Origin of the sequence: Microbacterium sp. CFBP 8801, from assembly GCF_014839455.1 — a bacterium.
GTDB lineage: Bacteria > Actinomycetota > Actinomycetes > Actinomycetales > Microbacteriaceae > Microbacterium.
The window spans coordinates 167,740-194,497 of sequence record NZ_JACYNU010000004.1 but is presented as its reverse complement, the minus strand read 5'-3'; the positions used below and the strand labels follow the sequence as shown (position 1 = coordinate 194,497).

Sequence of the window (26,758 nt, the reverse complement as noted above, 5' to 3'; positions counted from 1 at the left end):
CGTCACTCGGCGGTCGCGTCGGCGGCGCTCCCACTGCTGCCCGCGCCCGCCCCGTCACTACCGCCCGCGCCCGCGGGGAGCATCGCCCGCAGGGTGTCGATCGTGTCGGCGTCGACCGCCGTCTTGTCGGGACGGTATGCCTTCACCCGGGCGAAGCGCAGCGCCACGCCGCCCGGATACCGCACCGATCGCTGCACCCCGTCGATCGCGATCTCGACGACCGTATCGGCGACGACTCGGATGCCGCCCGGCACCGCTCCCGTCTCGCGCTCGGCGAAGTGCGCGGTCTGCCACCGCAGGGTCTCGTCGGTCAGGCCCTTGAAGGTCTTGCCGACCATGACGAAACCGCCGGGTTCGCCGAAGCGACCCTCGGGATCGCGCGCCCCCAGGTGCAGGTTCGAGAACCACTCCGCGCGACGCCCCGAACCGCGTTCGACGCCCAGCACGACCAGGTCGAACGTGTGCACGGGTTTGACCTTGAGCCAGCTCTTGCCGCGTCGACCCGCGGAGTAGCTCGCATCGAGGCCCTTCACCATCACGCCCTCGTGCCCCGCGGCAAGAGCGGCGCGGGCGAAGGCGTCTGCCGCGTCGGCGTCGTCGGTCAGCAGGGCGGGGATGCGATAGGGGCCGGCCACGCGCTCCAGCTCGTCGAGGCGGGCCTCGAGGGGGTCGTCGATCAGGTCGCGCCCGTCGACGTGCAGGATGTCGAAGAACCAGGGGCGCAGGGCGATCTCGCGTGCCGTCTCGGCCCCGAAACGCGCCATCGTGTCTTGGAACGGGCGCGGGGCACCGTCGTCGTCGAGCGACAGCGTCTCGCCGTCGAGGATCACGTCGTCGACCGGCAGCGCGCGCGCGACCTCGACGATCTCGGGCACCCGGTGCGTGACGTCGGCGAGCGTGCGCGTGTAGACCGTGACCTCGTCGCCGTGTCGGTGCACCTGCACTCGCGCACCGTCGAGCTTGTACTCCACCGAGGCGCGACCGGCCGTCTGCAGCGCCTCGGCCACGGTCGCCGCGGTCGAGGCGAGCATGGGCTGCACGCCCCGACCGACCACGAGGCCCACGGCGCTCAGATCGTCGACCGACCCGGTGAGCGCGACGCGAGCCGTCTCGCCGAGGTCGCCCGACAGCATGGCGGCCCGACGCACGAGCGCGCCGTCGCGGTCACCGGCCCGGGCGATGGCATCCACGAGCACGCCCTCGAGCGCTCCGGTGCGCAGCTCGCCCGTCATGATGCGGATGAGCAGATGCCACTCGTTCGCGGTGGCCCGCGAGGCGAGATCGTCGAGCAGCCCCGTGCGGACCGCCGCCGACCCCGCTCCCCCGACCTCGGCCAGGCGCGAGAAGGCGTCGTCGACGTCGCCGACGGTGAGCGTCGAGGTGTCGGCGTGCTCACCGCCGTGTGCCGAGAGCGTGCGCCACCCGACGCCCAGGCGACCCTGGCGCGGAGACGCGGTCAGCAGCCCCACGGCGGGCTCGATCTCGTCGGGGGCGAGCGCGCGCAGCACCGCGGCGAGCGCGTCGACCTTGGCCAGGCGGGATCGGGTACCCGTGACCGTCGTGAGGGCCGTGTCGATATCGCCGAGGAGCATGTCGGCATCCTGGCATCCCCCTCCGACATCGCCCGTCGGCTTGCGCGGGCGGGGCGGTCGTGGCATCGGGGGTGACCGGGGCGCCAGGTCGCACGGCTGCGTCGTGAGCCCGGCCGATCGTGCCGCCCCCCGCACGCCCGCCCTGGTGAGCGAGCCCCGCGACACCGCTCATCACACGTCGCCTCGGCTCGCAACCCCCGACTCGATGTCGGAGGTTCGGGGTGTGCTGGACGCCTCCCCCAGGAATGAGGCCCCGTGAACGCTCCCGCCACCCTCGAACAGTCCGCCCGCACCGCCCGCGACGTCTTCGGCTGGGACGACCTGCTGCCGGGCCAGGCCGAGGCGATCGACGCGATCGTGAGCGGCCGCGACACCCTGGTGGTCTTCCCCACCGGTGCCGGCAAGTCGGCCGTGTACCAGATCGCCGGGTGCGAGCTCGGCGGGGTCACGGTCGTCATCTCGCCCCTGCTGGCCCTCCAGCGCGACCAGATCGACTCGATCGACGCGGCTCCCGACGCCCCCGCCGCCGTCGCCCTGAACTCCCGTGCCGGTGCCGCCGCGCGCGCCACGGCGTGGGCGGCCATCGAGGGCGACGACGCGGTCTACGCCTTCCTGGCCCCCGAGCAGCTCGCGAACCCCGAGGTGTTCGACCGCCTCGCGAACGCCGACGTGCGGCTCATCGTCGTCGACGAAGCGCACTGCGTCTCGGCATGGGGGCACGACTTCCGCCCCGACTACGCGCGGATCGGCGACGTCGTCGACGCACTCGGCCACCCTCCCGTGCTGGCGTTGACGGCCACGGCATCCGCCCCCGTCCGCGACGACATCGTCGCCAGCCTGCGCATGCGCGAGCCGCACCTCGAGGTGCGGGGCATGGACCGCCCCGAGATCCACATGGCCGTGCGGCGACACGAGCACGACGCCGACAAGCGTCGCGCCGTCCTCGCTGACGTGCAGGATGCCGGCGGCCCTGCGCTGCTGTACGTGGCGACCCGCAAGGGAACCGAGACCTACGCCGACGAGCTGGGCGCACTGGGTCTGCGGGCGGCGGCCTACCACGGGGCCATGGCGCAGAAGCGGCGCGACGAGGTGCACACGGCGTGGAGCGCGGGCGAGCTCGACGTGGTCGTGGCGACCTCGGCGTTCGGCATGGGCGTCGACAAGAGCGACGTGCGCCTGGTCGTGCACGCCGACGTCACCGAGTCGCTCGACTCGTACGCGCAAGAGATCGGCCGGGCGGCGCGCGACGGTCAGCCGGCGCGGGCGATCCTGCACTACCGCGCCGAGGACTTCTCGCTCCGGTCGTTCTTCGCGGGCGGCCACACCAAGCGCGCCGACATCGCGGGCGTTTGGGACGTGTTGCAGCGCGCCGACAGGCCGATGCGCGCGAAGGACATCGCCGATGAGGGCGGTCGTTCCGTGCGCGCCATCGGCCGGGTGCTGAACCACCTGGTCGCGTGCGATCTGGCCGTATCGGGAGCCGAGGGCGTGTCGATGCTGGCGAAGGTGTCGGCCGGCGACGCGGTGAGCGCCGTGCGTGAGCGCGACGAGGCCGAGGAACGCATCCGCGCGTCGCGCATCGAGATCATGCGCGGCTACGCCGAGACGGTCCACTGCCGACGCCGAGCCCTGCTCGAGTACTTCGGCGTCGAGACCCCGAGCCACTGCGGATCGTGCGACCGCTGCGACACCGGAGCCGCCGCGCCGATCGACGAACCGGCCGCCGCGGCCGACGCCGACGGCATCCGCATCGACTCCACGGTCGAGCACGGCGAGTTCGGCGTGGGCACGGTCATGGCGATCGAAGACGACCGGCTGACGGTGTTCTTCGCCGACCACGGCTACAAGGTTCTCGCTCGCGCGGTGTTCGAGCGCGGCATCCTCGAACTCGGCGAGGCGGCGTAGTCGCGGCGGGTCCTCCTCCGCGGCGAAACCGCGCGCGGGACGCACCGCGGCGGTGACACCGCCCTGGGCTCAGCGCGGGACTCACCGCGACGAGGACAGGCTCCGGGCGCGGCGCGGGGTCATCGAGCCCGCGTCGACCACCACGCCCACGCCACGAGCGGTACCTGCAGGAACAGCCGCGCGAAGCGGGCACGGTCAGTGTTCAGACCCGGCGCCGAGCGCCCGGTGCGCCACTGGTGCACGTTCCCCGGGAACACGGCGACGAAGAACGCGGCGATCGCGGCTCCGATGCGGCCGCGCTCGCGCGGCAGGGCGACCAGTGCGGTGCCGAGCAGCAGTTCGACGGCGCCGGATGCCACGACGATGGCGTCCTTGTCGAGGTGCAGCAGGCGGGTGGCCCACCCCGGCACGACGATGCGATAGCCCCGGCGCCCCCACGTCACGTGGCTGACGCCGGCGCCGACGAGCAGCAGAGCCAGGCCGCCGCGGGCGACGGAGCGGATGGTGAGACCTCGACGTCGTGCCATCGGGTCAGTCTGCCATCCGAGCCGGGGCGCGGGGTCGCCGCGCGGGTCGCGGCTCAGCTCAGGTCGCGCAGGTCGGTCAGCGAGCGAGACGCGAAGGCGATCTCGTCGAACACCGCCGTCGCGCCGGGCCCCATCGGCGCCTGCGCGAGAAAGCCCACCGCGACCGCCGTCGACTCGGCACCCAGGCGGAAAACCCGCACGAAGTGCCACGACACCCCGTCGAGCGAGAAGTGGAAGACGAAGGCCGGGCCGGTGCGCGCGACACGCAGCCACACCGCGTCGGTCGTGAAGACCGGCCCGTTCGCATCGTCGGAGAACCCGTCGGTCACGACGCTGACGACCATGGCCTCCCCCTGCGGGGAGTACTCGTTGCAGAGCTTCGCCCACCGGTCGGGATCGGACCAGAGCGCGAGTGCTCCCGCGTCGAAGGTCGAACGCGCGCCGACGACGCGCACACGCGCCGAGAGGACGAAATCGGTCTCCGGTGCGGCGAAGGCGAGCGCCGTCGCGGCATGCTGGGCCGCACCGCCCGCCGAGTCGTTGGTCCAATCGACGCCACCGGCCGACCGCAGGGTGAGCGCGCGCGCGGTCTCGTCGTACTCGGCGTCGCCGTCGACGCCGGTCCAGTGCAGGGCGGGAAGGCCGGGGAGAGAGATGGTCACGACGGCACCCTATCGGTGCGCTCGCTCGACGTCGCCGACGCTCCGCCGCGGCGGGGTCGCGTGCCGAGGTCGGCCGCCGCGCGCCACAGCCACTCGACCGGACCGGCCGAGAACCGCCGAAGCCACAGGTGCGCCGCGGCGGCGACGACCGCGGTGATCACGAGGAAGGCCGCCACCGTCACCGGCACGCGCCAGGGCGCGAGGGTGGACGCGAGCCCGAAGCCCCAGCCGTAGAAGAGCGCCCCGCCGAGGAGGTTCTGCAGCAGGTAGGCGCTGAGCGCGACCCGGCCGATCTCGGTGGCGCGGCGGGCGAACCACCCGCCGGTGCCCCGACGCACGCAGAGTTCGACCACGAGCCCCAGGATGCCGAGAGCCACGACCGGGGCGACCACGTACCGCTCGAGCAGCAGCCCGGCGGAGGTCGCCGACAGCGCGAGGACGAGGTCGAGGGGAACCGCGCAGAGCCCGGCGATCATGAGTCGGCGGCGCAGCCGAGCGCCCTCGGCCGAGAACACCCCCGCCCGCAGAAGTGCGGCGCCGGCGAGGAACATCGCCAGCGAGAGGAAGCCGATCAGCACGGGTTCGGCGCGGAAGACCGCCGCGTTGTCGAGGCGGAACGCGGCGAGACCCAGGAACGATGCGTCGGCGTAGGGGCTGGGCTCGGACGGCAGCGGGAGGTCGGCATGCGCCCCGGGAAGAACCGTCAGCACCACGACGAGGAGCGACATGACCGCGAGGTGGATGCCGCCGAAGACGACGATGAGGGCTCGTTGGGCCCGCGGGCGCATCAGCAGCAGGAACGACACGACCGCGGCGGTGACGGCGTACCCCATCAGCACGTCGAACTCGGCGATGAGGATGTAGTTCACGACGCCGTCGACGAAGAGCAGGGCGGCGCGCCACAGATAGCGCCCGGGCCACCGTCGCTGCTGCCGCACGGCCGAGCGGTGCTGGATCGCGAGTCCGACCCCGAACGTCAGCGAGAGCAGGGCGAGGAACTTGCCCTGCGCCAACGCCATGAGGGCCAGCTGCGTCGTCGCCGCCGCGGAGGATTCGCTCGGCAGCACCGGCGCGCTGAGCATGCCGAGCAGGCCCCAGGGGTGCGAGAAGACCCAGATGTTGGTGGCGAGCGTGCCGACGATGGCGATTCCGCGCACGACGTCGAGGGCGGCGAGACGGCCCCGATCCGGCAATACGTTCGTATTGTTCACGGCTTCACCGTAGCCTACGACGGTGGACGAATCAGCCCCCTCTTCTGCGCGCGGAGGAAAAGACGCCATCGCCGAGGCGGTGCTGCGCGTGCTCTCGACGGGCGGGGCCGACGACCTGAGCGTGCGCAAGGTCGCCGCCGAGGCGGGCGTCTCGGTCGGGGCGGTGCAGCACCACTTCCCCACGCGCGCCGCGCTGATCATCGGGGCGATGGATGCCGTGAACGTCCTGTTCCGCGCGCGCATCCGCTCCGCATTGGCCGAGGCGGCCACCGCGCGGGAACGCCTCTCCACCGTGTGCGAGGAGCTGGCCTGCCTCGGCGACGCCGGTCCGCGCGACGCCATCGTCTGGACGGCCTTCGCCTCGCGCGCCGGAACGGACCCCCGGGTGCGCGACATCCACGTGCAGGGCTGGCGAGCGGCCGAGGGTTTCGTCGAGACCCTGTTGACGGAGGCCTACCCCGACGCCGGCATCACGCCCGACGACGCCGCACTGCTGCTCGCCACCCTCGACGGCATCGCCGTCGCGCGGGGCGCGGAGGGCGATGACCGCATGCCGCGCGACCGCGCGCGACGGATCATCGCCGCCGTACTGGCCCCGTTCGCCGACCGGCGGTGACGGCCGCGCTCGTCGGCGACGTGCCCGCCCGGTGTCCGCGCCTCCGCGCCCGACACCGCCGCTCCGGACCGTTCAGCTCACAGGGGAAGCCTCGGTACCGAAGCCAGCAGCCGGGCCGTGTAGGGATGCTGCGGGCGCGAGAGCACCTCGGCCGTCTCGCCCACCTCGACGATCCGGCCGCCCTCGAGCACGGCGATCCGCGCGCACAGGGCCGACACGATCGTGAGGTCGTGCGAGACGAGCAGCATGCCGATGCCGCGCTCGCGGGCGAGCGAGCGGAGCAGGTCGATCACCTGCATGCGCACGCTGGTGTCGAGGGCGCTGACGGGCTCGTCGGCCAGCAGCAACCGCGGCGACGGGGCGAGCGCGCGGGCGATGGCGATCCGCTGCCGCTGGCCGCCCGAGAACGCGTCGGGGTAGCGCTCGGCCGCGTCGGCGGGCAGACCCACGTCGGCGAGCAGGCCCGCCACCCGGGCGCGCCGGTCGCCCTCGATGCCGAGCGATCGCAGCGGTTCGGCGATGGCGTCGCCGACCTTCATGCGCGGGTCGAGCGATGAGAACGGATCTTGGTAGATCGGTTGCACGGCCCGGCGGAAGGCCCGCAGCGCCACGCGGCGAGTGGGCAGCGGCGCGCCCTCGAAGTGGACGGTGCCTCTCGTGGGCGCGCGGAGTCCGAGCGCGAGCTGCAGCAGCGACGATTTGCCGGCTCCCGACTCCCCCACCAGGCCCACGCTCTCGCCGGGGGCGATCGCCAGCGACACGTCTGTCAGCACGGGGCGGTCGGCCCGGTACGCGAAGTCGACGTGATCGAGCGACAGGATCGGGAGCGTCATCGCGTCTCCTTCGGCAGCAGATCGTCGAGGGCGCGGGATGCGGCGACGAGCTCGCGCGTGTAGGGCTCGACCGGCGCCGAGACGAGCGTCGCGGTGTCGGCGACCTCGATCTGTCGCCCGCCCTTCATCACGAGCACCCGGTCGGTCATCCTGGTGACCACGGGGAGGTCGTGGCTGATGAACAACAGCGCCATGCCGCGTTCGGTGACCTCGCGCTGCAGCAGATCGAGGACGCCGGCCTGCACCGTCACGTCGAGGGCGGTCGTCGGCTCGTCGGCGATGAGCAGGTCGGGAGAGCCCGCCAGGGCGAGGGCGATCGCGACGCGCTGGCGTTGGCCGCCCGAGATCTCGTGGATGTACGACCGCGCGACGCGCTCGGGCTCGGCGAGCTTCACGTCGGCGAGCGCGTCGAGGACGGCGCGCTTCAGCTCCTCGCCGCGCAGTCCCCGGTGCCGGCGCAGGGGCCAGGCGAGCTGTCCGCCCACGCGCATGAGCGGATCGAGCGACGCCAACGGCTCCTGGAACACCGCGCCGAGGACCGTGCCCCGGACGCCGTCGAGCGTGCGCTGCGATGCCGTCACGGCATCCACGACGCCCTCCGACGAGCGGACGCGAACCGCTCCGCGGGCACGGAGCGGATGGGCGAGCAGGCCCAGCGCGGCGAGGGCGGTGAGCGACTTGCCCGACCCGGACTCGCCGATGATGCCGACCCGCTCGCCCGGGGCGACCGAGAGCGAGACGGATTCGACGAGGGCGCGGTCGTCGAGATCGACGCCGAGGTCAGCGAACTCGAGCAGGGGCGCGGTCATCGGATGCTCCTCGAGGCGGGGTCGGCCACGTCGCGCACGCCGTCGGCGAGCAGGTTGATGCCGACGATCGTGGCGACGAGCAGGATGCCGGGAAGCAGCGCCGCCGTCGGAGCGATCGTCACGGTGCTCTGGGCCTCCTGCAGCATGCGACCCCAGGACGCGTTCGGCGGCGGCGAACCCAGGCCGAGGTACGACAGGGACGCCTCGGCGATCACGGCGCCGCCGAACTGGAGGGCCAGCGGCACGATCAGCGTCGGCCAGACGTTCGGAAGCACGTGCCGCCAGACGATGCCGAGGGTGCCGGTGCCGGACGTGCGCGCGGCCGTGACGAAATCCCGCCCGAGCACCCGAACGGCCGTGACGCGGGTCAGCCGCGCGATCACCGCGGATCCGGCGAGGCCGATCGCGAGGATCGCCGACTCCACCGACGCTCCGCGCCACGCGACGATGAGCATGGCCAGCAGCAGCGTGGGGAAGGCGATCGCGATGTCGAGAAGGCTCGAGATCGCGTCGTCGATCACGCGACCGGTCACCGCGGCGACGAGGCCGACGACGATACCGACGACCGCGGCGATCACGACGGACCCGACGCCCACGAGCATCGCCAGGCGCGCGCCGATCATCAGCTGAGAGAAGAGGTCGCGACCGAGCCGGTCGGTGCCCGCCCAGTGCTCCGCGCCCGGTGGGAGCAGACGGCCACCGCCGGTGTCTTCGGGGGCGAACGGCGTCCAGAACGACGAGACGATCGCGATGACCGCGATCGCGCCGAACAGGACCGCGCCGATGGTCAGGTTCAGCGAGCGGCGACGCCGGGGGGCGCGGCGCTGCGCCACGATGACGACGGGGGGAACGGCGCTCATGCGACGGCCTTCGCCCGGCGGTTACCCGACAGCGTCCCCCGCAGGCGCGGGTCGATGAGACGTTGAGCGACGTCGGCGACGAAGCCGAGCAGCAGCACGAGGGCGGTCGAGAACAGGATCACTCCCTGCACGCTGGGGAAGTCCTGCTCGCGAATGGCGACGAGGAGCATGTCCCCGAGTCCGGGCAGGGCGAACACGCGCTCGATGATGACCGCGCCGACGAACGTCGTCGACAGTTGGATGGCGAGAATCGAGATCACCGGCACGACCCCGTTGCGGATGCCGTGTCGCCACAGCGCCGTCGAGAAGCTCTGCCCCGTGGCCCGGGCGGCGCGCAGGTACTGCTGGCCCAGCACGTCGAGCGTCGCGCTGCGGACGTAGCGGGCGAGGTCGCTGCCGGCGACGATGGCGATGGTCAGCACGGGGAGGGTCAGGGCGAACAGAGCGGCTCCCGGATCCTCCCAGTCGCGACGGGGGAAGCCACCGGCGGGGAACAACCGCCAGTTCAGTGAGAGCACGCCCACGAGCAGGATGCCGACCCAGAACACCGGGACGGCTCCGCCCAGCTGCGACAACGCCGAGAACGTGGTGCCGTACCAGGTGCGCGACTTCCACGCGGCGAGGAAGCCGACCGGTACCGCGATGATGACCGACAGCGCGAACGACAGCAGCGTCAACGGCAGGGTGACGTTGAGTCGACGGAGGATCTCGTCTCCCACCGACAGTCGGTTGGTGAAGCTCTGCCCCAGATCGAGTGTCGCGAGTTGGCCGACGTAGTCGGCGAACTGCACCCAGATCGGCCGGTCGACACCCAAGCGGGCTGCCGCCGCCTGGATCTCGGCATCCGTCGCCCCCACCGAGATGAGAGCGAAGACGGGATTGCCGAGCACGCGCAGCACGACGAACAGGATCACCACGGCCAGCGCGAACGCCAGCAGCAGCAATCCTGTCCGTCGAATCAGATATCGCCCGATGATCAGGCCTTCTGGATGCCGTAGACGTAGAACAGCGAGTTCAGGCCGTTCTCGGGCACGCCCGTCACGCCGGGCGCGGCCACGCGCAGCTGCGGGTTGAGGTACAGCCAGACGCTCGCGGCGTCGTCGGAGATCTGCTGGTTGACCTGACGGATGAGCGCGGTCTGCTCCTCGACGCTGCCGGCCGCCTCGGACTCCGCCAGCCACCGCTGCACATCGGCGTTGTCGTAGCCCCAGTAGAAGTCGGGGTTGCCGTAGAAGTTGATGTCGCGGTCGTTGACGTGGCCCTGGAGCGTCGCCTGGAAGTCCTTGTCGGTGTAGACCTGCTGGTACCACTGGTCGTCGGTGATGATCTCGATGTCGACCGTGATGCCGACCTTGGCCAGCTCCGACTTCAGGAACTCGGCGACCGTGGAGTGCACGCCCGAGTCGGGCGTCTTGATCGAGAACGTGAACCCGCCCGCGTACCCCGCCTCGGTGAGCAGCTGCGCGCTGAGGGTCGGGTCGTAGGGGTTGTTGTCGGCGAGGTCGATGTACCACGGCTCCGACGGCGGGACCATCGAACCGATGAGCTGGCCGCGGCCGTCCCAGATGGCATCCAGCAGCTTCTGCCGGTCGATCGCCGAGTAGATCGCCTTGCGCACCTTCACGTCGTTGAACGGCTCGATGCGGTCGTTGAACGCGAGCAGCTCCTTGGTGGTGGAGGTGCCCTCGATGATCTGGAAGCCCGCCGCCTCGAACTCGGCCAGGCTGTCGGGGTTGGCTTGGCTGGTGACGAGGTCGACGGCGCCGGTGAGCAGCGCGTTGTTCAGCGCGGTGGGGTCGGCGTAGTACTGGTAGACGACGCCTCCGTTGGCGGGCGCGTCCGCCCAGTAGTCGGGGAACACGTCGAGGCTGATCGAGTCGCCCTTGCGGTAGTCGGCCAGCTCGTAGGGGCCGGTGCCATCGGCGGTGGCGGTGAGGTCGCCCGCCTCGGAGTTGACGATCCAGACGTAGCCGAGGTTGTAGGTGAAGCTGATCGACGGCTGCTTCAGCGTCACCTCGACCGTCGAGTCATCCACCGCGGTCGCGGTGTCGATGACGCTCAGCTGACGCTTGCGCGCGGCGATGGAGTCGTCGCCGATGAAGCGCTCCAGGCTGTAGACCACGTCGGCGGCGGTGAGGGCCTTGCCCGAGTGGAAGGTGGCGTCGCGCAGCGTGAACGTGTAGGTCAGGCCGTCATCCGACACCGCGGTCTCGGCCGCGAGCAGGGGCTCGACCTCGGCATCGTCGGTGATCTTGAACAGACCCTCGTAGACGTTGCCGGTGAACACCTCGGTGACGCCCGACGACCCGCCGAAGATCTGGTCGAGGTTGGTGGGCTCGTTCTGCGAGCCGACGACGATCTCGGCCTGCGGGTCGGACGCACCGCCCGATGCGGAGCCGCCTCCGGCGGCGCATCCGGCGAGCACGAGCAGTCCGGCGGTGGCGACCGCGATGGCGGCGCCGAGGCGGGTGGAGCGGAAGCGTGAGGACACGTCGATTCCTTCAGGTGGTGAGGGGCGGGGACGCGCCGAGTGCTGTGGGCGCGGGTGGAGCGGGGTGAGCGATGCCAGGGGCTGGCGGCATCCGGATCGGGTCAGGGGTGGAAGTCGCCCTCGAAGCGCACGCGCTTCTCGCCCGCGCGAACGGCGAACGGCAGACGGTTCTGCGCGGGCGGAAGCGGGCAGTTCATCTGGCTGGAGAAGCCGCACGGCGGGACGATGGCGCGGTTGAAGTCGACGTCGAGCTCGACGCTCTCCCCCGCGGCCAGGGGACGGTCGGATGCCGGGCGGTCGAGGAAGAGGAAACGCCCGGCGCCGTAGCTCTCCACCCCATTGGTCGTGTCGCCGAAGACCAGCTGCAGCTTGGCCGTGCCCGCGTAGGTCGTGTCGAAGGCGGCCAGGCGGAACTCGCGACCGTCGACCTCGAAGACCAGGTCGCCCGAGACGGGGAGGGCGCGCGTCGCACCGTCGTCGCGAATGTGCTCGAACGGAACCACGCGCTCTTCGTCGACGAGCTCGAAGCGTCCCCGCAGAACCCACGACGGGTCGTAGTCGTAGGTCTCGATCGCCTCGAACGCCTGGTTGGCGGGGGAATCGCGCCGCCAGATGCGGTACCCCTGCTGCGTCTCGCCCGAGTCGATGTCGGCCCGCTGCAGGCGGGTGAGCAGCGCGTCGTCGGGATGACCCTCGCGGGCGGCGGCGTCGTCGACGGCCGGGGCGCCGGCGGGCGACCAGTGGGTCAGGACGAGAGCGAGCGGCCCCTGCGGGGCGGTGACGGCGGCGTGGCGCGCGGCGATCCACTGGGCGTGGGCGGCCGGAGCCGTGTCGTTCGAGGCGGTGGGGTGCGAGGAGGACATCATCATCAGTCTCACAACGCCGCGCCCGTCGCGAGAAATTCCGTGACGGACTGTTTCCGTTCGGGAGCCCGGAAGGTGCCCCTCCCGCACGGTCCGGTGCGACAGCCGAAGTACGCACCGTGGCGGCGGCGCCCGCCGGCAACACGCGGTGTCACCTGCCCGCCCTCCGGCGCGCCGGATCGCTCAGCCGGGCGCGGGAGCCACGCGCCGGGCGAAGTCGACGTACGCCTCGACGGTGTCTTCGGGCACGATCGCGCGCAGCACGACCTCGTCGGCGGCCGCCGTGTACGCCGCGAGCGCGTCACCCAGCTCGGTGGCATCGCGGATCGTCGTGTCGACGGCATCCACCCCCATCCGTGCGAAGTTGGCCGCGTAGTTCGGGAACGAGGCGTAACGGGCCGTCTCGGCGTCGAGACGCTCGCGCGCGGCCGAGTCGATCGCCGTGCGCACGTAGACCGCGACGTGCGCGGAGGGAGCGACCGCGTGCAGCGCCTCGGACTGCGCGTGCGCCTCGGCGGGCGGCACCCAGTTCAGCAGCACGCCCTCGGCGTGCTCGGCGCCCGTGCGACGCATTTTCGGGCCCAGCGCCCCGACGAGCACCCGTGGGATACCCGCGGCGTGCAGCACCTCGATGGCCCCGCGCACCCGCGCGAGCGCGCCCTGCTTCGCCATTCCCGAGCCGATGCCGAGGGTCAGGCGGTCCAGCGGAAGACCGAGCGATGCCACCGCGGCGGCGATCTCGTCGGCGGGGCGCCGGTCGACGGGAACGACGCCCGTGGCCAGACGCAGGCGTTCGGTCACGCGGGCCGCGGCCGCGAGGGCGGCGAGGGCATCGCCGTCGGGGGTGTCGTTGATCCAGAGCGTGTCGAAGCCGGCGCTCTCGACCGCAGGCGCGATCTCGGCGATGGCCTCGGGGCCCAGCGAGCCGGCGAGACCGAGAGAGACGGCACCCCGCGTCACGAGACGCCTCCGGCGCGGGGGACGGCCACCGCGACCTGGCCCACCGCCGAGAAGAACGCCGCCAGGTCGACGTCGTCGGTCGGCAGGAGCACGACGTCGTCGACGCCGGCCGCCTGGAAGCGCGCGACCCCCTCGGCGACCTCCGACACCGAGCCGGCGAGGACCCGGTCGGCGGCATCGTCGCGATCGGCGAGCACCGCGGTGGCACGAGCGCGGGCGTCGGGACCGAAGGCGGTGAGCACGTAGGCCACGATGTCGGCCCGACCCTCGCGGCCGGCCTCGGCCCGCCCTGCCTGCACGGTCGCGACCGCGGAGGCGATTTCGGCGACGGTGTGCCTGCTGTCGAGCACCACCCCGTCGGCCACGGCACCCGCGAGCGCCAGTGTCTTGGGCCCCTCGGCCGCGGCGTACACGAGCGGCGCCTGAGCGGGCGGCCAGTCGAGAGCGACGTCGCGCAGCTTCACGTAGCGTCCCTCGGTGCTCACCGTCTCGCCCGCCAGCAGAGACCGCAGGGCCGGCAGGTGCTCCTGCATGAGCGTCAGGGGCGAGGCGGCCTTCGCCCCGACCTGTCGCATCCAGTCCTGCACCCCGTGGCCGAAGCCGGGCAGCAGTCGCCCGGGGAACATGCGCTCGATCGTGGCGACCTCCATCGCCGAGGCGGCGACGTTGCGCAACGGCAGGGGGGCGATCCCGATGCCGATGCGCAGGTGGTCGGTGACGGCGAGCGCCGCGGCGGCGGCCGCCCACGCCGACGAGCGGAAGCAGTCCTCCCAGAGCCACAGCTCGTCGATCCCCGCGTCTTCGGCCGCGCGCGCAGCGTCACGCAGTTTCTCGGGCGGGTGCGGGTACGGGCTGAAGATCGTGCCGATACGACTCATGCGTCTACTCTGCCGGGCCCCTCCGACATCGGGCGAGGGGGTGGCGCGCGTCGTGCCGATCCGGCTGGGTCCTTCACGGGCCGGGCCATCCGAGGGACCACCCTTGCGGCGCACGCACGGACGACGAACGCCCCGGGACCGACGTCCCGGGGCGTTCTTCCTGTCTTACGCCGCGAGCGCCTGTGCGGCGGCCCCGACCACGAAGCCCGTGGGGGTGGCATCCACCGTCACCGCTCCGCCGTCGACCAGCTCTCCCGACACGAACAGGTCGGCGACGCGATCGTCGACCTCGCGCTGGATGACGCGGCGCAGGGGCCGGGCACCGTACTCGGGCTCGTAGCCCACCTCGGCCAGCCGGTCGACGGCCGCGTCGGTGACGTCGAGCGCGACGCCCCGTGCCGAGAGTCTCCGCGAGGTCGCGTCCAGCAGCAGGCGCACGATCCGGCGCAGCTGCGCCTTCTCGAGCTTGCGGAACAGCACGATGTCGTCGATGCGGTTGAGGAACTCGGGCCGCATGGCCTCGCGGAGCTTTCCCATCACGCGATCGCGCAGATCGTCGTCGGCGAACTCGCGGCCGGTCGTGGTGAAACCGATCGCCCCGGAACGGGATGCCAGCACCTCGGCGCCCAGGTTGGAGGTCATCACGATCACGGTGTTGCGGAAGTCGACCGTGCGCCCCTGGCCGTCGGTGAGACGACCGTCGTCGAGCACCTGCAGCAGCAGGGTGAAGACGTCGGGGTGGGCCTTCTCGATCTCGTCGAACAGCACCACCGAGTAGGGAGCGTGACGCACGCGCTCGGTGAGCTGGCCGGCCTCGTCGTAGCCGACGTATCCGGGAGGGGCACCGATCAGCCGCGACACCGTGTGACGTTCGCCGAACTCGCTCATGTCGAAGCGGATCACGGCGGCGTCGTCGTCGAAGAGCGAGCCCGCCAGCGCCTTCGCCAGTTCGGTCTTCCCGACGCCGGTGGGGCCGAGGAACAGGAACGATCCGACGGGACGGCTCTCATCCCCCATGCCCGTGCGGTTGCGGCGCACGGCCTTGGCGACGGCCGCGACGGCATCGTCCTGCCCGATGACCCGGGCGTGCAGTTCGTCCTCCAATTGCGACAGGCGGCCGCGCTCGGTGGCCGTCAGGCGAGCGACCGGAATCCCGGTGGACCGGCTGATCACCGCGGCGATCTCGGGCTCGTCGACCACCGCAGCCGATCGCGGCCGGGTGGTGGCCGCGTCGAGCCGCGCCTGCACGTCGGCCATCTCGTCTCGCAGACGGGAGGCTTCCTCGTAGTGCTCGGCCGACACGGCGGCGTTCTTGTCGGCCTCGAGGGTCGCGAGTCGGGCGAGCAGATCCGTGGTGTCGACGCGCACGCCCAGCTTCAGCCGCAGGCGGGCGCCCGCCTGGTCGATGAGGTCGATCGCCTTGTCGGGCAGCACGCGGTCGGGCAGGTACCGGTCGCTCAACTCGACGGCGGCCCGGAGGGCGTCGTCGGTGTAGGACACGGCGTGGTGCTGCTCGTAGGCCGCGCGGAGCCCGTGCAGGATCTCCACGGCATCCGGGATCGACGGCTCCCCTACGCGCACGGGCTGCAGGCGGCGCTCGAGCGCGGGGTCCTTCTCGATCGTGCGGTACTCGCGCAGGGTGGTGGCGCCGATCAGGTGCACGTCGCCGCGGGCCAGGCGGGGCTTGAGGATGTTGCCGGCATCCATCGACCCGTCGCCGCTGCCGCCCGCACCGACGAGCGTGTGCACCTCGTCGATGAAGACCACGAGCTTGTCGGATGCCGCGATCTCGTCGAGCGTCTGGGTGAGGCGCTCTTCGAAGTCGCCGCGGTACCGCGCTCCGGCGAGCATGGCGGCGAGGTCGATCGAGACCACGCGCGTGTCGCGCAGCTGCTCGGGCACGTCGCCGGCGACGATCGCCCGCGCGAGTCCCTCGACGACGGCGGTCTTTCCGACGCCGGCCTCGCCGATGAGCACGGGGTTGTTCTTCGTGCGACGGCTGAGGATCTCGAGGGTCTGCTCGATCTCGTCGGAGCGCCCGATCACGGGGTCGAGTGCGCCCGCGGCCGCGCGCGCCGTGAGATCGGTGCCGAAGCGGTCGAGGTTCGGGGTGACGGATGCCGACTCGGCGGGCGCGTCGACCTCGTCGGCGCCGACGACGGTCTCGCGCACGCCCTGGGTCAGGGCTTCGGCGGTGACTCCGGCCTGGGCCAGGATCTGCCCGGCGGGGGCGTCTTGCGCGAGGACGAGGGCGAAGAAGAGGTGGTCGGGGTCGACGTACGTCGATCCGGCCGCGCGAGCGACCTGGAAGGCGTGGAACAACGCGCGCTGCACCGAACCCGCGACGACCGCCCCGTCGACGTCGGCGGCGGGACCGGCCGCGGGCAGACGGCTCTCGGCCGCTCGGGCGATGGCGGCGGGGTCGGCTCCCAGGCGCGCGACGGCGTCGTTCGCGGGGGATCGTCCCACGAGGACGTGCAGCACGTGCAGGGCGTCGAGCTCGCGCTGGCCGCGGCCGAGCGCGAAGCGGCCGGCGGCCTGCAGCGCGTCCTGGGTGCGGGCGCTGAGGAAGCGGCTCAGATCGATCGAGCGTTCGGCACGCGCCTGCTCGCCCGCCAGGTAGCGCGCGAGGAACTCGTCGAACGACTGGGCGCCGTCGTCTGCGGCGCCGGGGGTGACATTCTCGGGCAATTCCGTCTCCTGATACGTGAGTGCAACGGACTCAAGTTTGATACTTGAGCGTCGACGTATCAAGGTAACGCCGCTGCTCGCGGCGTATTCCCGGTCACGGCCCCAGCGTCGGATCGACCTCGTTCCACAGCTCGATCGTCTGCACCAGCCAGAACACCGCGAACAGCCCCACGGCGACGGCCTCCCCCCAGAGGATCACCGGAACGGCCGCCGTGTCGACGCCCGCGAGCAGCGCCGCCACGAGAACCGCCAGCGTCAGAACGATGGCCGCGGCGACCGCGCCGTACGCGAGGCGAACACCCCGCCCGTGCGACGAGCGCGGATGCGGGCGCCACGCGGCGAGGGCGGCGACGGCGGCGACGAGGAGGAAGAACCCCACGGCGGCCGCCTCGTGCGCGATCACGAAGAACGACGTCGGCGACACCCCCGCCCAGACCGCACCGGCGACCACCAGCGCCGCGACCGTCGCCGCCGTCAGCGTCACCCCGCGACTCGTCGTGCCCTGCACCCGGGCGAGGATCAGTGCGGCGATGACCCCGAGCAGCACGACGGATGCCACGGCCACGGCGTTGTTGACCACGGTCGGCATCACCGCATCGGGAACGCATGCCGTCGCCCCGGGGCAGCCCGAGCCGGGCCCCGCGACCGCCGTGGGCAGGTAGGCGATCGCGAGGGCGAGGACCGCGGCGACGTCGAGAAGAGCCTGCTCGAGACTCCGCCCCGACAGCGCCAGCAGCGCGAGGGCGATGGCGCTCAGCGCCCCGACGAACATCGGTCCGGCGGGCGTGTAGTACGCCGAGCTGATCGACGGCAGCGGGTCGCCGCCCGCGATCTCGATCCCGACCGAGAGGGCGAGCAAGACCGTCGCGCCGATCAGCGCCAGGCGCACGTACCGGTACGTGCGCTGCGTGGACGTCGTGCGAAGGCGCATACCGACATCGTGGCAGCGGCTTCCGACATCGCCACCGAGGCGCCCGGGCCCCGGAGAAGCGCGGGAGGACCGGAGGCACCGCGAAGGGCGGGGACGCGCAAGGGTCGCCTGTGATGTCGGGGGGTTCTGCCACACTCGTCGGCATGCGCGAATTCCTCTCCGGCGCCGGGCTCCTGGCCCGCGGCCTCGGTCAGTGGCGCCGCACGCCCGGCGCGATGGCCCTCGGACTCATCCCGGGAACGGTGGTCGGCCTGGTCTTCGCCGCAGCTCTCGTCGCGTGGGGTTTCGCTCTGCCCGGCCTCGTCGTGGGCTGGACGCCGTTCGCCGACGACTGGGTACCGTTCTGGGCCGACGCGGCCCGCACCGCCCTGGGCCTCGCGTCGTTCGGCGCGGCCCTGCTGCTCGTCGTCGTGTCGTTCACCGCCGTCACGCTGCTGGTCGGCGAGCCGTTCTACGACCGCATCTGGCGCGCCACGGAACGCAGTCATACGGGTCGCGTCCCCGACACCGATTACGGGTTCTGGCGCGCCGTGGGCGACAGCGTCCGATTGATCTCCCGGGGCGTCCTCGCCGCAGCTGCGGCCTGGCTGCTCGGGCTCATCCCCTTCGTCGGCGGCGTCCTGGGCTTCGTCACCGGAGTGGTGCTGACCGGCTGGCTGCTCGCCGACGAGCTCACCTCGCGCGCCCTGTCGGCGCGGGGTCTCGATCGCCGTGCGCGCCGCGACATCCTGCGCGCGCATCGCGCTCGTGCCCTCGGTTTCGGGGTCGCCACGCAGCTGTGCTTCCTGGTGCCCCTCGGTGCCGTCGCTGTCATGCCCGCCGCCGTCGCGGGCAGCACCCTCTGGGCGCACGCCGCTCTCGACGAGATGCCCCGTCGACCCGCCGCGCCGCGCCCCGTCGCGGTCCCGCCGGCCGACCCGGCGCGATAGCCTGGACCGACCGAAGGGATCTTCATGTTCATCGTCTCGCTCATCCTGTTCGTCGGGGGCATGCTGCTCACCGGCCTCTCGTTCTCGCTCGCAGCCCCCGCGCTGTTCTTCGCCCTGGGCATCATCCTGGTCTCGGCGTCGTTGGCTCTCCCCTTCCACTTCGGCACCCGGTAAGCCGCTCGGCGGCACGGCACACGGCAGAGAGCGCGGGCGACGATGTCGACGTACACGGTGGCCGACTACCTGCTCGATCGGCTCGCCGAGTCGGGCGTCCGTCATCTGTTCGGCGTTCCCGGTGACTTCACCCTCGCGTTCCTCGACCATGTCGAGCGGCATCCGCTGATCGAGTGGGTGGGATGCGCGAACGAGCTCGGTGCCGGATACGCCGCCGACGGTTATGCCCGCCTGCACGGTCTCGGGGCCCTCAGCACGACCTTCGGCGTGGGTGAGCTCTCGGCCATCAGCGCGGTGGCGGGCGGCTTCGCCGAGCACGTTCCCGTGCTCCACGTCGTCGGCGCACCGACCACCGCCGTCCAGGCGGCGGGACGCGCGAGCCACCACTCGCTCGGCGACGGCGACTTCGGCCACTTCGCCCGCATGACCGCCGAGGTCACCGCGGCGCACGAGGTGCTGTCGGCGACCGATGCCACGACCCAGATCGACCGTGTGCTCGCCGAGGTGCGCCATCGGCGCCTGCCGGGCTATCTGCTCATCCCCGCCGATGTGAGCGAGGCTCCGGCTTCTCCCCCGGCCGCCGCGCTCCCCGCCCCCGACGTCGTCACCGACCCCGCCGTGCTGGCCCGGTTCCGCGATGCGCTGGGTGCCCGCCTCGAGGTGGCCGACTCGGTCTCGGTGCTCGCCGACATCCTCGTCGCGCGTCTGTCGGCCGAACCGTCCCTGCACCGCGTGCTCGCGCAGGGCGTGCCGCACGCCTCGCTGCTGTGGGGGCGCCGAGTCGTCGACGAGTCGGCTCCGGCCTACCTGGGGTCGTACCTCGGCGCAGCCAGTGCCCCCGCCGTGCGCGACGGGATCGAGACCGCCGATCTGCTCGTGATGGCGGGTGTGCAGTTCACCGACCTCACCAGCGGGTTCTTCTCGCAGCGCATCGATCCGGCACGCACGGTCGAGATCCGCGGCGAGCACACGCGCGTCGGAGACGACGACTTCCGCCCGCTCGCGATGCGCGACGCGCTCGACGCCGTCGCCGATGCCCTCGCCGCACAGGGCGATCGCTTCCGCGCCCCCGCGGTCAACGGGGTGCCGGCCGCACGCGAGCCCCTCGACCCCTCGGCCACGCTGAGCCAGACGGCGCTGTGGCGCGAGATCGCCGGTTTCCTGCGCGACGGCGACACCGTGCTCGCCGACCAGGGCACGTCGTTCTACGGCATGGCCGGCGAACGCCTCCCTCACGGCGTGGTCTTCGGCGGACAGCCGCTGTGGGCGGCCATCGGCTTCACCCTTCCCGCGATCCTCGGCGCGGCCCTCGCCCGCCCCGAACGGCGTTCCGTGCTGCTCATCGGCGACGGCGCCGCTCAGCTCACGGTCGGCGAGCTCGGCACGCTCGTGCGCCAGGGCATCCCCGCCGTGATCGTGGTCGTCGACAACGCCGGGTACACCGTCGAACGGGTGATCCACGGGCTGCACGAGCGGTACAACGACATCGCCACGTGGGACTGGACGGCCCTCCTCGCCGCCATGGACCCCGCCGGCACGAGTGTCGGCGTGCGCGTCGACACCGTCGGCGCGCTGACCGAGGCCCTGGCAACCGCCCGCTCGGCGACGGGGCTGACGCTGGTGCAGGCCGTGGTGCCGTCCGACGACGTGCCGCCCGTGCTCGCCGACCTGGCCTCCGCGGCGGCGGCGGCCAACCGCCGCGCCTGAGCCCAGGAGCAGCGGGTACCGTGGCACGGTGCCCTTCTCCTTCGAAACCCTCCGCCGCTGGCCCGATCTCGAAGGGCCCGAGCTGTACGCCGCCGACGCGGCCGATCGACTGATCCTCGACGAATCGGCCGAGGCCCGCGCCGCCGCCGTCGACGGTCAGCTGGTGGTGATCGGCGACGACTACGGCGCGCTCACGCTCGCCGCGGCCGACGCCGGTGCCCGCGGCATCCGCGTGCACCAGGACGGCGTCATCGGCGAGAAGGCCCTGGCGGCGAACGCCGAGACCGCGGGCCTGTCCGACACGTTCATCTCGCGGGACCGGGATGCCGCTCTGCTCGCCGACGCGCGCGTCGTGCTGCTGCGCCTCCCCCGCTCGCTGCGCGAGCTCCGTGACCTCGCCGGGCTGATCGCGCTGCACGCGCACCCCGATGTCGTCGTGTTCGCGGGCGGCCGCCTCAAGCACATGACGGTCACCATGAACGAGGTGCTGCGCGAGTACTTCGATCGGGTCGACGTCTCTCACGCCCGGCAGAAGTCCCGTGTGCTCCTCGCCCGCGGCCCCCACGACGGCGCCGAGCCCCAGCCCGAGCGCGCCACGGTCGACGGTTTCGAGATCCGCGCGTTCGGCGGTGCCTTCGCCGGCGCCTCGATCGACATCGGCACCCGCCTGCTGCTGGCGCACCTTCCGGCACCGAGCGGCGACGACGCCATCGACCTGGCCTGCGGCACCGGCGCGGTCGCCGCAGCCCTCGCCGTGAGGCATCCCTCGCTTCGCGTGATCGCGAGCGACCAGTCGGCGATCGCCGTCGCCTCGGCGCGGGCGACGGCCGACGCGAACGGCGTCGCCGACCGCATCGAGGTCGTGCGCGACGACCTTCTCCGCTCGCAACCCGAGGCCTCCGCCTCGTTCATCGCGCTGAACCCGCCGTTCCACGTGGGCGCCGCCATCCACGAGGGAGTCGCCCCCCGCATGTTCTCGGATGCGGCCCGGGTGCTGCGCTCCGGCGGCGAGCTGTGGACGGTGTGGAACTCGGCCCTGCAGTACCGACCGGCGTTGACCCGACTGGTGGGCCCCACGCGTCAGGTCGCCCGCGATCGCAAGTTCACGGTGACGGTGTCGACGAAACCGTGAGTGCGCGGCCGCCGCGGACGGCGGAGGTCCTCAGGCCCGGGAAGGAGCTGTCATGCACCATCGCCTCGCGTACGCGGTCGCCGTGAGCGTCCTCAGCGCCGCGCTGGCGACCGGCTCCCCCGCCCCGGCCTCTGCCGTGGCGCGCTTCGACCCGCTGAGCGCGAGCGACACGGTCGCCCTGCTGGCGGACTGCTCGCGGGTGACGCCGAACGGCCGCGATTACGCCGAGATGCACGACCTCGACCTCTGCGGCGTGCAGGACACCCCCGAAGACCGGCCACTGCCGACCGAGGCCGTGGGCGGCGAGGAATGCGGATCGCTGACCCTCACGACGACCGGGCGCGGCGCGGGGCTCGTCGCCGTGGAGTGGAGGGTGGCCTCGCGTACCGGTCCGATCCTGGGGATGGAGCTCGACCTGACGGTCTCGGGACGCGCGGGTGACACCGTGCACCACTTCGCGACCGCGGTCGGCAGCCCGCTCGCGTCGGACGGGGTGGTCGTTCCCGCGGGGGTCGGCAACGCCCGAGTCGCGCTGTCGGGAACGGTCGAGACCTTCACCACGACCTGCACGGTCGCCTCGGCGAGCGCCCGCACGTTCGTCCGCTGAGTGCGGGAGCCGCAGGAGGAGTCGCCGACGGACGACCGAGCGTCGCACGACCCCGCGCACGCGACGAGTGTCAGCCCTTACCGCCCGGGGGGCCCACGACCAGCAGCACCACGAACACCACGGCGACCACGGCGATCAGCACCGCCGCCAGCACCCAGGGTCGACGCAGGAAGAAGCGCAGCAGCCGGTCGATCGGCCGGCGATCCCGCTGGTCGTCGCCCGCGTCGCGACGCCAGGCTCCGCGCAGGCGGCCGCTGCGCTGCAGCCAGATCTCGGTGGGGATCGTCGCGTAGGGGATGACGGCGCTCACGACCGCGACCGCCGCGGGCCCGAGGCCCCACCGCTGGTTCAGGGCGACGAGCACCGCGGTCGCGCCGTAGGCGAGGAACACGAAACCGTGGATGCCGCCCCCGATCGACACCGCGATGGGCAGATCGACCGTGGCACGCAGGATCAGTCCCGCGATCAGCAGTGTCCACGAGATCGCCTCGGCGATCGCGAGCGTGCGAAACAGGGTCAGGGGCGTGCGGAACACGTCTCTCCTCGTTCGGGTCGGGGCCTCCCACCCTACGGGCTGCGCGGCGGCGATGCCCGCCGACCGTTCGACGTCGAACGACGACGAGGACTCACTCGATGGGCTGGTCCTCGCCGTCGAGTGAGGGATCCGACTTCTCCCCCTCGGCGGCGGTCGAGGTGTCGGGCTCGGGGCCGGGTTCGATCGGGGGCTTCTCGCGTTCGGCATCCATTCCTCCACACCATCAGAAAGTGAGAGGGATGCCACACCCTTGACGCCGTCCCCCGATCGCCCGTTGCGCGGCGCGTAGGCTGAAGCAATGGCGGAATCCCGGGGGCGCGTGTGGACCGGAGTCATCCGGGTGGGACCGCGACAGGGCGATCATCGCGTCGCTGTGCGTGCCGTGATCAGCGTCGGCGTCCCGCTGCTGGTGCTCCTGCTGCTCGGTCGCCTCGACCTCAGCGTCTACGCGAGCTTCGGCGCCTTCGCCGCGCTGTACGGCCGCAACGACGTGCCGCGGGTGCGCCTGCGCATGCAGGCGACGGCCGGCGGCATGCTGTTGGCATCGATGCTCGTGGGCACCGCCGTGTCGTTCCTGTCCACCCCGGCGCTGGGGAGCGTGGCGGTCGTCGCCGTGCTCGCGGCGGCCGTGACGCTGTTCGCCTACCGCAAGCAGTGGCACCCGCCCGGAGCGCTGTTCGCGGTGTTCGCCGCGGGTGCGACCGCGAGCTTCCCCGCCACGGCCTCGACGTTCGTCACGGTGCTGGTCGTCGGCGGTGCGAGCGTGCTGTGGAGCCTGCTCGTCTCGGCGGTGTCCGTGGTGGTACGTCGCGGATCGTGGCAGCGTCCCGCCCGCCCGCGCCCGCCGATCGGCGCCGTCGCGTGGGAGATGACCGCCACGGTCGGCGTCGCCGCGCTGCTCGCGGGCATCGCCGGCGCACTGCTGGTCGGCACCCACTGGTACTGGGCCATGGTCGGCGCCGTCGCCGCCGTCGGCGGGGCGCACGTGACCGCGCGCCTCATCCGCGGGGTGCAGCGACTGGTGGGCACACTGCTCGGCGTGCTGATCGCGGCGGGATTGCTCGCCCTGCACCTGCCGCCGTGGCTCGTCATCGTGATCGCCGTCGCCCTGCAGGCCGGGGCCGAGCTGTTCGTCGGCCGCAACTACGGCATCGCGATGATCTTCATCACCCCGCTCGCGCTGCTCATGGTGTCGCTCGCGTCGCCGGTGGGCCCCGACCTGCTGCTGCGCGACCGGGTGATCGAGACGATCATCGGCGTCGCGGTGGGAACGATTGTCGCGATCGTGTCGGCGGTGCTCCGCCGCCGTTCCTCGCTAGGGTGACCCCCGACATGAACGACCACCACGACTCGCCCGCGCGCCGCGCCCTCGGACACGACGCCGCCGAACGCATCAGCGCGGGATGCTACGGCGCCCTCGTCTCGGCATCCACTCTCATCGGTCTCGGCAACGCCGAACTCAGCGACGTCATCGCCGTGGTGGCGCTCACAAACGTCGTGTACTTCGCCACCCACGTCTTCGCGTACTCCCTGGGCGACGTGTCGTCGAAGCGTCCGTGGCAGATCGTCCGGCACCACCTCGCGGTCGGTGCGCCGATGGTCTCGGTGACCTTCCTGCCACTGCTGGTGGTCGTCGCGCTGTCCGCCGCGGGGGCCGACCTGCAGACGGCCCTGCTCTGGGGCGTCGGCGTGGCCATGGCCTACCTCGTCGTCGTCGCCACCGCCGGAGCGCGGCTGCGCGGCTACCCCGCCGTCGCCGTGGTGCTCACCGCGATCGGATCCGTGGTCATCTCGGGACTGCTGATCGTGGCGAAGCTGCTGTTGCACTGAGGCCGTCCGGCCGCGTCACCCCGATTGTCGGCGGGTCGTGCGAGGGTGGGTTCTCGTGACCCCCGGTTCCTCCCCGCCCCTCACCGTCGTCGGCGCCGTCAACGTCGACCTCACCGCCCGCGTCGAGCGCGCTCCCGCTGCCGGAGAGACGGTCGCCGACGGCGTGCTGCAACGCGGCCCCGGCGGCAAGGGTGCCAACCAGGCGGTCGCGGCCGCCCGGCTGGGCGCCGCCGTGCGGCTGATCGGCGCGGTGGGCGACGACGCCGACGGTCGTGGCATCCTTGATCGGCTCGCCGCGGTCGGCGTCGACGCATCGGGCGTGCAGACCGCCGGGGCCGCGACCGGCACCGCCCTCATCGTGGTCGACGCGACGGGTGAGAACTCGATCGTCGTGTGCGCCGGCGCGAACGCCGCCATCGACGCGACGACGCTCGGGATCGAGCCGGGCGCCGCGGTGCTGATGCAGCTCGAGGTGTCGGATGCCGTCGTCTCGGCCGCCGCGGCCGCCGCCGGCTTCTTCGCCCTCAACGCCGCCCCCGCCCGCCCGCTCCCCGCCGGAGTGCTCGAGCGATGCGACCTCGTGATCGTCAACGAGACCGAGTACGCGCAATTGCCCGAGGTGCACGACGCTCCCCTGCTCTGCGTGACGCTCGGCGCCGACGGCGCACGGCTGTTCCGTCACGGCGAGCTCGTGGCCGCAGCCGCCGGTGTCGCCACGACCGTGCGCAACACCGTCGGCGCGGGCGATGCGTTCTGCGCGGCTCTCGTCGTCGGGCTGCTCCGGGAAGACTCCGAGGCCGACGCCCTGGCGCGCGCCTGCGCGGTGGGGTCGGCGGCCGCCGCCGACGAGGCCTCGCAGCCGGCGCTCGGCCCCCTCGACACGTACGGAGCGTCCGCATGACCCGCCGCCCGATCCTCGTCGACTGCGACACCGGCATCGACGACGCCCTCGCCCTGGCGTACCTGCTGGCCGAACCGAGCGTCGAGATCGTCGGGGTGACGACGGTCTCCGGCAACACGGATGCCGCCCGCGCCGCCGCCAACACCCTCTCGCTCTTCGAGCTCGCCGGCGAGAACGACATCCCCGTGGCCGTCGGCGCCCACGACTTCCGCGGCCGCGCCTACGCCGGCGGCGCGCCCCACGTGCACGGCGAGGACGGGCTCGGCGGCATCGCGCTGACGGCCGCAGCCCGGGCGCACGATGCCCGCGCCGCCGTCGAGCTGATCGACCACGCGGCCACCCGGCATCCGGATCTCACTGTGCTCGCCCTCGGGCCGCTGACGAACCTCGCCGCGTACGCCGAGGCCCCCGGCGTCGCCCGGTTCGACCGTCTCGTCGTCATGGGCGGCGCGTTCGCCCACTCGGGCAACGTCACCGCGTGGGCCGAGGCGAACATCTACAACGACCCCGAAGCGGCCGCCGTCGTTCTCGCGCAGGACTGGGACACCACGCTCGTCCCCCTCGACGTGACGATGACGCAGACCATGGATGCCACCGACCTCGTGCGCCTCGAAGCGATCCCCGGCGCTCTGCCGCAGGCGTTGGCCGCAATGCTGCCGCTGTACCTCGACTTCTACGCGGGCCGCGTGTTCCCCGACCGTCGCTGCGCGCTGCACGACCCGCTCGCCGCGATGGTGGCTGCGGGGGTGCTGCGCGGGGTCAGCGTCTCGTCGGGACAGGTCGAGGTACGGCTCGAACGCGGCGAGCGTGGGCGCACGGTGTCGTCGCGCGGTTCGTCGACGCAGCGGTGGGTGCGCGGCATGGAGGGGTCCGCGGTCGAGGTGCTGCTGGAACGGCTGGAATCGCGGGAGTGGCCGGGCTGAGGCTGCGGCCGTCGGTTCAGGAGCGGTGCAAGCGGCGCTTCAACCAGGCCGTCATGCGACCGGTGTGACGGTCGGTGAACTCGTTCGCGAGCTGGAATGCCTCGTCGCCGATGTTCGCGCCGGCGTTGATGGCCTCGATCGACCGCAGTGCGCGTTGTTCCTGTTCGTCGTCGTGGGCCATGGTGTCCAGC

The 26,758-nt window shown here is 72.5% G+C and carries 27 protein-coding genes; 11 read left to right on the top strand and 16 right to left on the bottom strand.

What is annotated here, in order from left to right:
* Nucleotides 1–2 precede the first annotated feature (2 nt).
* Complete coding sequence (locus IFR11_RS07130; RefSeq protein ID WP_191915698.1) at nt 3–1,592, bottom strand: ATP-dependent DNA ligase; 1,590 nt, start codon at nt 1,590–1,592, stop codon at nt 3–5.
* Between the two features lie 255 nt (nt 1,593–1,847).
* Here IFR11_RS07130 and IFR11_RS16745 point away from each other — a divergent pair, with 255 nt between their 5' ends.
* Nucleotides 1,848–3,497, top strand: coding sequence for a RecQ family ATP-dependent DNA helicase (locus tag IFR11_RS16745; RefSeq protein WP_191915697.1), 1,650 nt, complete (start codon nt 1,848–1,850; stop codon nt 3,495–3,497).
* Nucleotides 3,498–3,616: 119 nt separating this feature from the next.
* Here the strand turns inward: IFR11_RS16745 and IFR11_RS07120 are convergent, their stop codons facing one another.
* Genes IFR11_RS07120 through IFR11_RS07110 form a run of 3 tightly spaced genes read right to left on the bottom strand, consistent with a single transcriptional unit; the run spans nt 3,617 to nt 5,897 of the window.
* On the bottom strand, nt 3,617–4,024 hold the full coding sequence (locus IFR11_RS07120) for a DoxX family protein (RefSeq protein WP_191915696.1): 408 nt from the start codon (nt 4,022–4,024) through the stop codon (nt 3,617–3,619).
* 53 nt (nt 4,025–4,077) lie between these two features.
* Entirely contained in the window at nt 4,078–4,686 is a 609-nt protein-coding gene (locus tag IFR11_RS07115) for a DUF1349 domain-containing protein (RefSeq protein ID WP_191915695.1), read from the bottom strand.
* Nucleotides 4,683–5,897: a DUF418 domain-containing protein gene (locus IFR11_RS07110; protein WP_342030261.1), complete on the bottom strand. Its 1,215-nt coding sequence runs from the start codon at nt 5,895–5,897 to the stop codon at nt 4,683–4,685. The genes IFR11_RS07115 and IFR11_RS07110 overlap by 4 nt, the downstream gene beginning before the upstream one ends.
* A gap of 22 nt (nt 5,898–5,919) precedes the next feature.
* Here IFR11_RS07110 and IFR11_RS07105 point away from each other — a divergent pair, with 22 nt between their 5' ends.
* Nucleotides 5,920–6,513 carry a TetR family transcriptional regulator C-terminal domain-containing protein gene (locus tag IFR11_RS07105; protein ID WP_191915694.1) on the top strand — a complete coding sequence of 198 codons (594 nt, stop codon included), beginning with the start codon at nt 5,920–5,922 and terminating at the stop codon, nt 6,511–6,513.
* Between the two features lie 77 nt (nt 6,514–6,590).
* Here IFR11_RS07105 and IFR11_RS07100 read toward each other — a convergent pair whose 3' ends face one another.
* From IFR11_RS07100 to IFR11_RS07055, 10 genes are all read right to left on the bottom strand, one after another.
* Nucleotides 6,591–7,346, bottom strand: a complete 756-nt coding sequence (locus tag IFR11_RS07100) for an ABC transporter ATP-binding protein (RefSeq protein ID WP_191915693.1) — start codon at nt 7,344–7,346, stop codon at nt 6,591–6,593.
* Complete coding sequence (locus IFR11_RS07095; protein ID WP_191915692.1) at nt 7,343–8,155, bottom strand: ATP-binding cassette domain-containing protein; 813 nt, start codon at nt 8,153–8,155, stop codon at nt 7,343–7,345. The genes IFR11_RS07100 and IFR11_RS07095 overlap by 4 nt, the downstream gene beginning before the upstream one ends.
* Nucleotides 8,152–9,015: an ABC transporter permease gene (locus IFR11_RS07090; RefSeq protein WP_191915691.1), complete on the bottom strand. Its 864-nt coding sequence runs from the start codon at nt 9,013–9,015 to the stop codon at nt 8,152–8,154. Before IFR11_RS07090 ends, IFR11_RS07095 begins: the two co-directional genes overlap by 4 nt.
* On the bottom strand, nt 9,012–9,959 hold the full coding sequence (locus tag IFR11_RS07085; protein ID WP_235560554.1) for an ABC transporter permease: 948 nt from the start codon (nt 9,957–9,959) through the stop codon (nt 9,012–9,014). Before IFR11_RS07085 ends, IFR11_RS07090 begins: the two co-directional genes overlap by 4 nt.
* A 32-nt stretch (nt 9,960–9,991) precedes the next feature.
* On the bottom strand, nt 9,992–11,506 hold the full coding sequence (locus IFR11_RS07080; protein WP_191915690.1) for an ABC transporter substrate-binding protein: 1,515 nt from the start codon (nt 11,504–11,506) through the stop codon (nt 9,992–9,994).
* 101 nt (nt 11,507–11,607) lie between these two features.
* A complete protein-coding gene (locus tag IFR11_RS07075) occupies nt 11,608–12,369 on the bottom strand; it encodes a DUF1684 domain-containing protein (protein WP_244630633.1) in 762 nt (253 codons plus the stop codon).
* A gap of 183 nt (nt 12,370–12,552) precedes the next feature.
* Nucleotides 12,553–13,329 carry an LLM class flavin-dependent oxidoreductase gene (locus tag IFR11_RS07070; RefSeq protein ID WP_191915688.1) on the bottom strand — a complete coding sequence of 259 codons (777 nt, stop codon included), beginning with the start codon at nt 13,327–13,329 and terminating at the stop codon, nt 12,553–12,555.
* Nucleotides 13,326–14,207: an LLM class flavin-dependent oxidoreductase gene (locus IFR11_RS07065; protein WP_055937919.1), complete on the bottom strand. Its 882-nt coding sequence runs from the start codon at nt 14,205–14,207 to the stop codon at nt 13,326–13,328. Before IFR11_RS07065 ends, IFR11_RS07070 begins: the two co-directional genes overlap by 4 nt.
* Nucleotides 14,208–14,372: 165 nt before the next feature.
* Nucleotides 14,373–16,898: an ATP-dependent Clp protease ATP-binding subunit gene (locus IFR11_RS07060; RefSeq protein ID WP_191915687.1), complete on the bottom strand. Its 2,526-nt coding sequence runs from the start codon at nt 16,896–16,898 to the stop codon at nt 14,373–14,375.
* Between the two features lie 94 nt (nt 16,899–16,992).
* Nucleotides 16,993–17,829 (bottom strand): hypothetical protein, encoded by an 837-nt coding sequence (locus IFR11_RS07055; RefSeq protein WP_191915686.1) that lies wholly within the window; start codon nt 17,827–17,829, stop codon nt 16,993–16,995.
* Nucleotides 17,830–17,972: 143 nt separating this feature from the next.
* Between IFR11_RS07055 and IFR11_RS07050 the strand changes: the two genes are divergently transcribed.
* Genes IFR11_RS07050 through IFR11_RS07030 form a run of 5 tightly spaced genes read left to right on the top strand, consistent with a single transcriptional unit; the run spans nt 17,973 to nt 22,378 of the window.
* Complete coding sequence (locus tag IFR11_RS07050; RefSeq protein WP_055839935.1) at nt 17,973–18,758, top strand: EI24 domain-containing protein; 786 nt, start codon at nt 17,973–17,975, stop codon at nt 18,756–18,758.
* Between the two features lie 24 nt (nt 18,759–18,782).
* A complete protein-coding gene (locus IFR11_RS07045) occupies nt 18,783–18,932 on the top strand; it encodes a hypothetical protein (protein ID WP_013585971.1) in 150 nt (49 codons plus the stop codon).
* Between the two features lie 42 nt (nt 18,933–18,974).
* Complete coding sequence (locus IFR11_RS07040; protein WP_191915685.1) at nt 18,975–20,639, top strand: alpha-keto acid decarboxylase family protein; 1,665 nt, start codon at nt 18,975–18,977, stop codon at nt 20,637–20,639.
* A gap of 28 nt (nt 20,640–20,667) precedes the next feature.
* On the top strand, nt 20,668–21,771 hold the full coding sequence (locus IFR11_RS07035; RefSeq protein ID WP_055937930.1) for a class I SAM-dependent methyltransferase: 1,104 nt from the start codon (nt 20,668–20,670) through the stop codon (nt 21,769–21,771).
* A 52-nt stretch (nt 21,772–21,823) separates the two neighbouring features.
* Nucleotides 21,824–22,378 carry a hypothetical protein gene (locus IFR11_RS07030; protein WP_191915684.1) on the top strand — a complete coding sequence of 185 codons (555 nt, stop codon included), beginning with the start codon at nt 21,824–21,826 and terminating at the stop codon, nt 22,376–22,378.
* Between the two features lie 70 nt (nt 22,379–22,448).
* Here IFR11_RS07030 and IFR11_RS07025 read toward each other — a convergent pair whose 3' ends face one another.
* Nucleotides 22,449–22,913, bottom strand: a complete 465-nt coding sequence (locus tag IFR11_RS07025; RefSeq protein WP_191915683.1) for a DUF3817 domain-containing protein — start codon at nt 22,911–22,913, stop codon at nt 22,449–22,451.
* Between the two features lie 298 nt (nt 22,914–23,211).
* Here IFR11_RS07025 and IFR11_RS07020 point away from each other — a divergent pair, with 298 nt between their 5' ends.
* From IFR11_RS07020 to IFR11_RS07005, 4 genes are read left to right on the top strand one after another with little or no spacing between them, the layout of a single operon-like run.
* Nucleotides 23,212–24,237 carry an FUSC family protein gene (locus IFR11_RS07020; protein ID WP_055839840.1) on the top strand — a complete coding sequence of 342 codons (1,026 nt, stop codon included), beginning with the start codon at nt 23,212–23,214 and terminating at the stop codon, nt 24,235–24,237.
* Between the two features lie 8 nt (nt 24,238–24,245).
* Nucleotides 24,246–24,743 (top strand): hypothetical protein, encoded by a 498-nt coding sequence (locus tag IFR11_RS07015; RefSeq protein WP_156458777.1) that lies wholly within the window; start codon nt 24,246–24,248, stop codon nt 24,741–24,743.
* A 55-nt stretch (nt 24,744–24,798) separates the two neighbouring features.
* Nucleotides 24,799–25,644, top strand: coding sequence for a PfkB family carbohydrate kinase (locus tag IFR11_RS07010; protein ID WP_342030260.1), 846 nt, complete (start codon nt 24,799–24,801; stop codon nt 25,642–25,644).
* Nucleotides 25,641–26,567 (top strand): nucleoside hydrolase, encoded by a 927-nt coding sequence (locus IFR11_RS07005; protein ID WP_191915681.1) that lies wholly within the window; start codon nt 25,641–25,643, stop codon nt 26,565–26,567. Before IFR11_RS07010 ends, IFR11_RS07005 begins: the two co-directional genes overlap by 4 nt.
* Nucleotides 26,568–26,583: 16 nt before the next feature.
* Here the strand turns inward: IFR11_RS07005 and IFR11_RS07000 are convergent, their stop codons facing one another.
* The gene (locus tag IFR11_RS07000; protein WP_156459490.1) at nt 26,584–26,748 is read right to left on the bottom strand and encodes a hypothetical protein; all 165 of its coding nucleotides are present in this window, start codon (nt 26,746–26,748) and stop codon (nt 26,584–26,586) included.
* Nucleotides 26,749–26,758 lie beyond the last annotated feature (10 nt).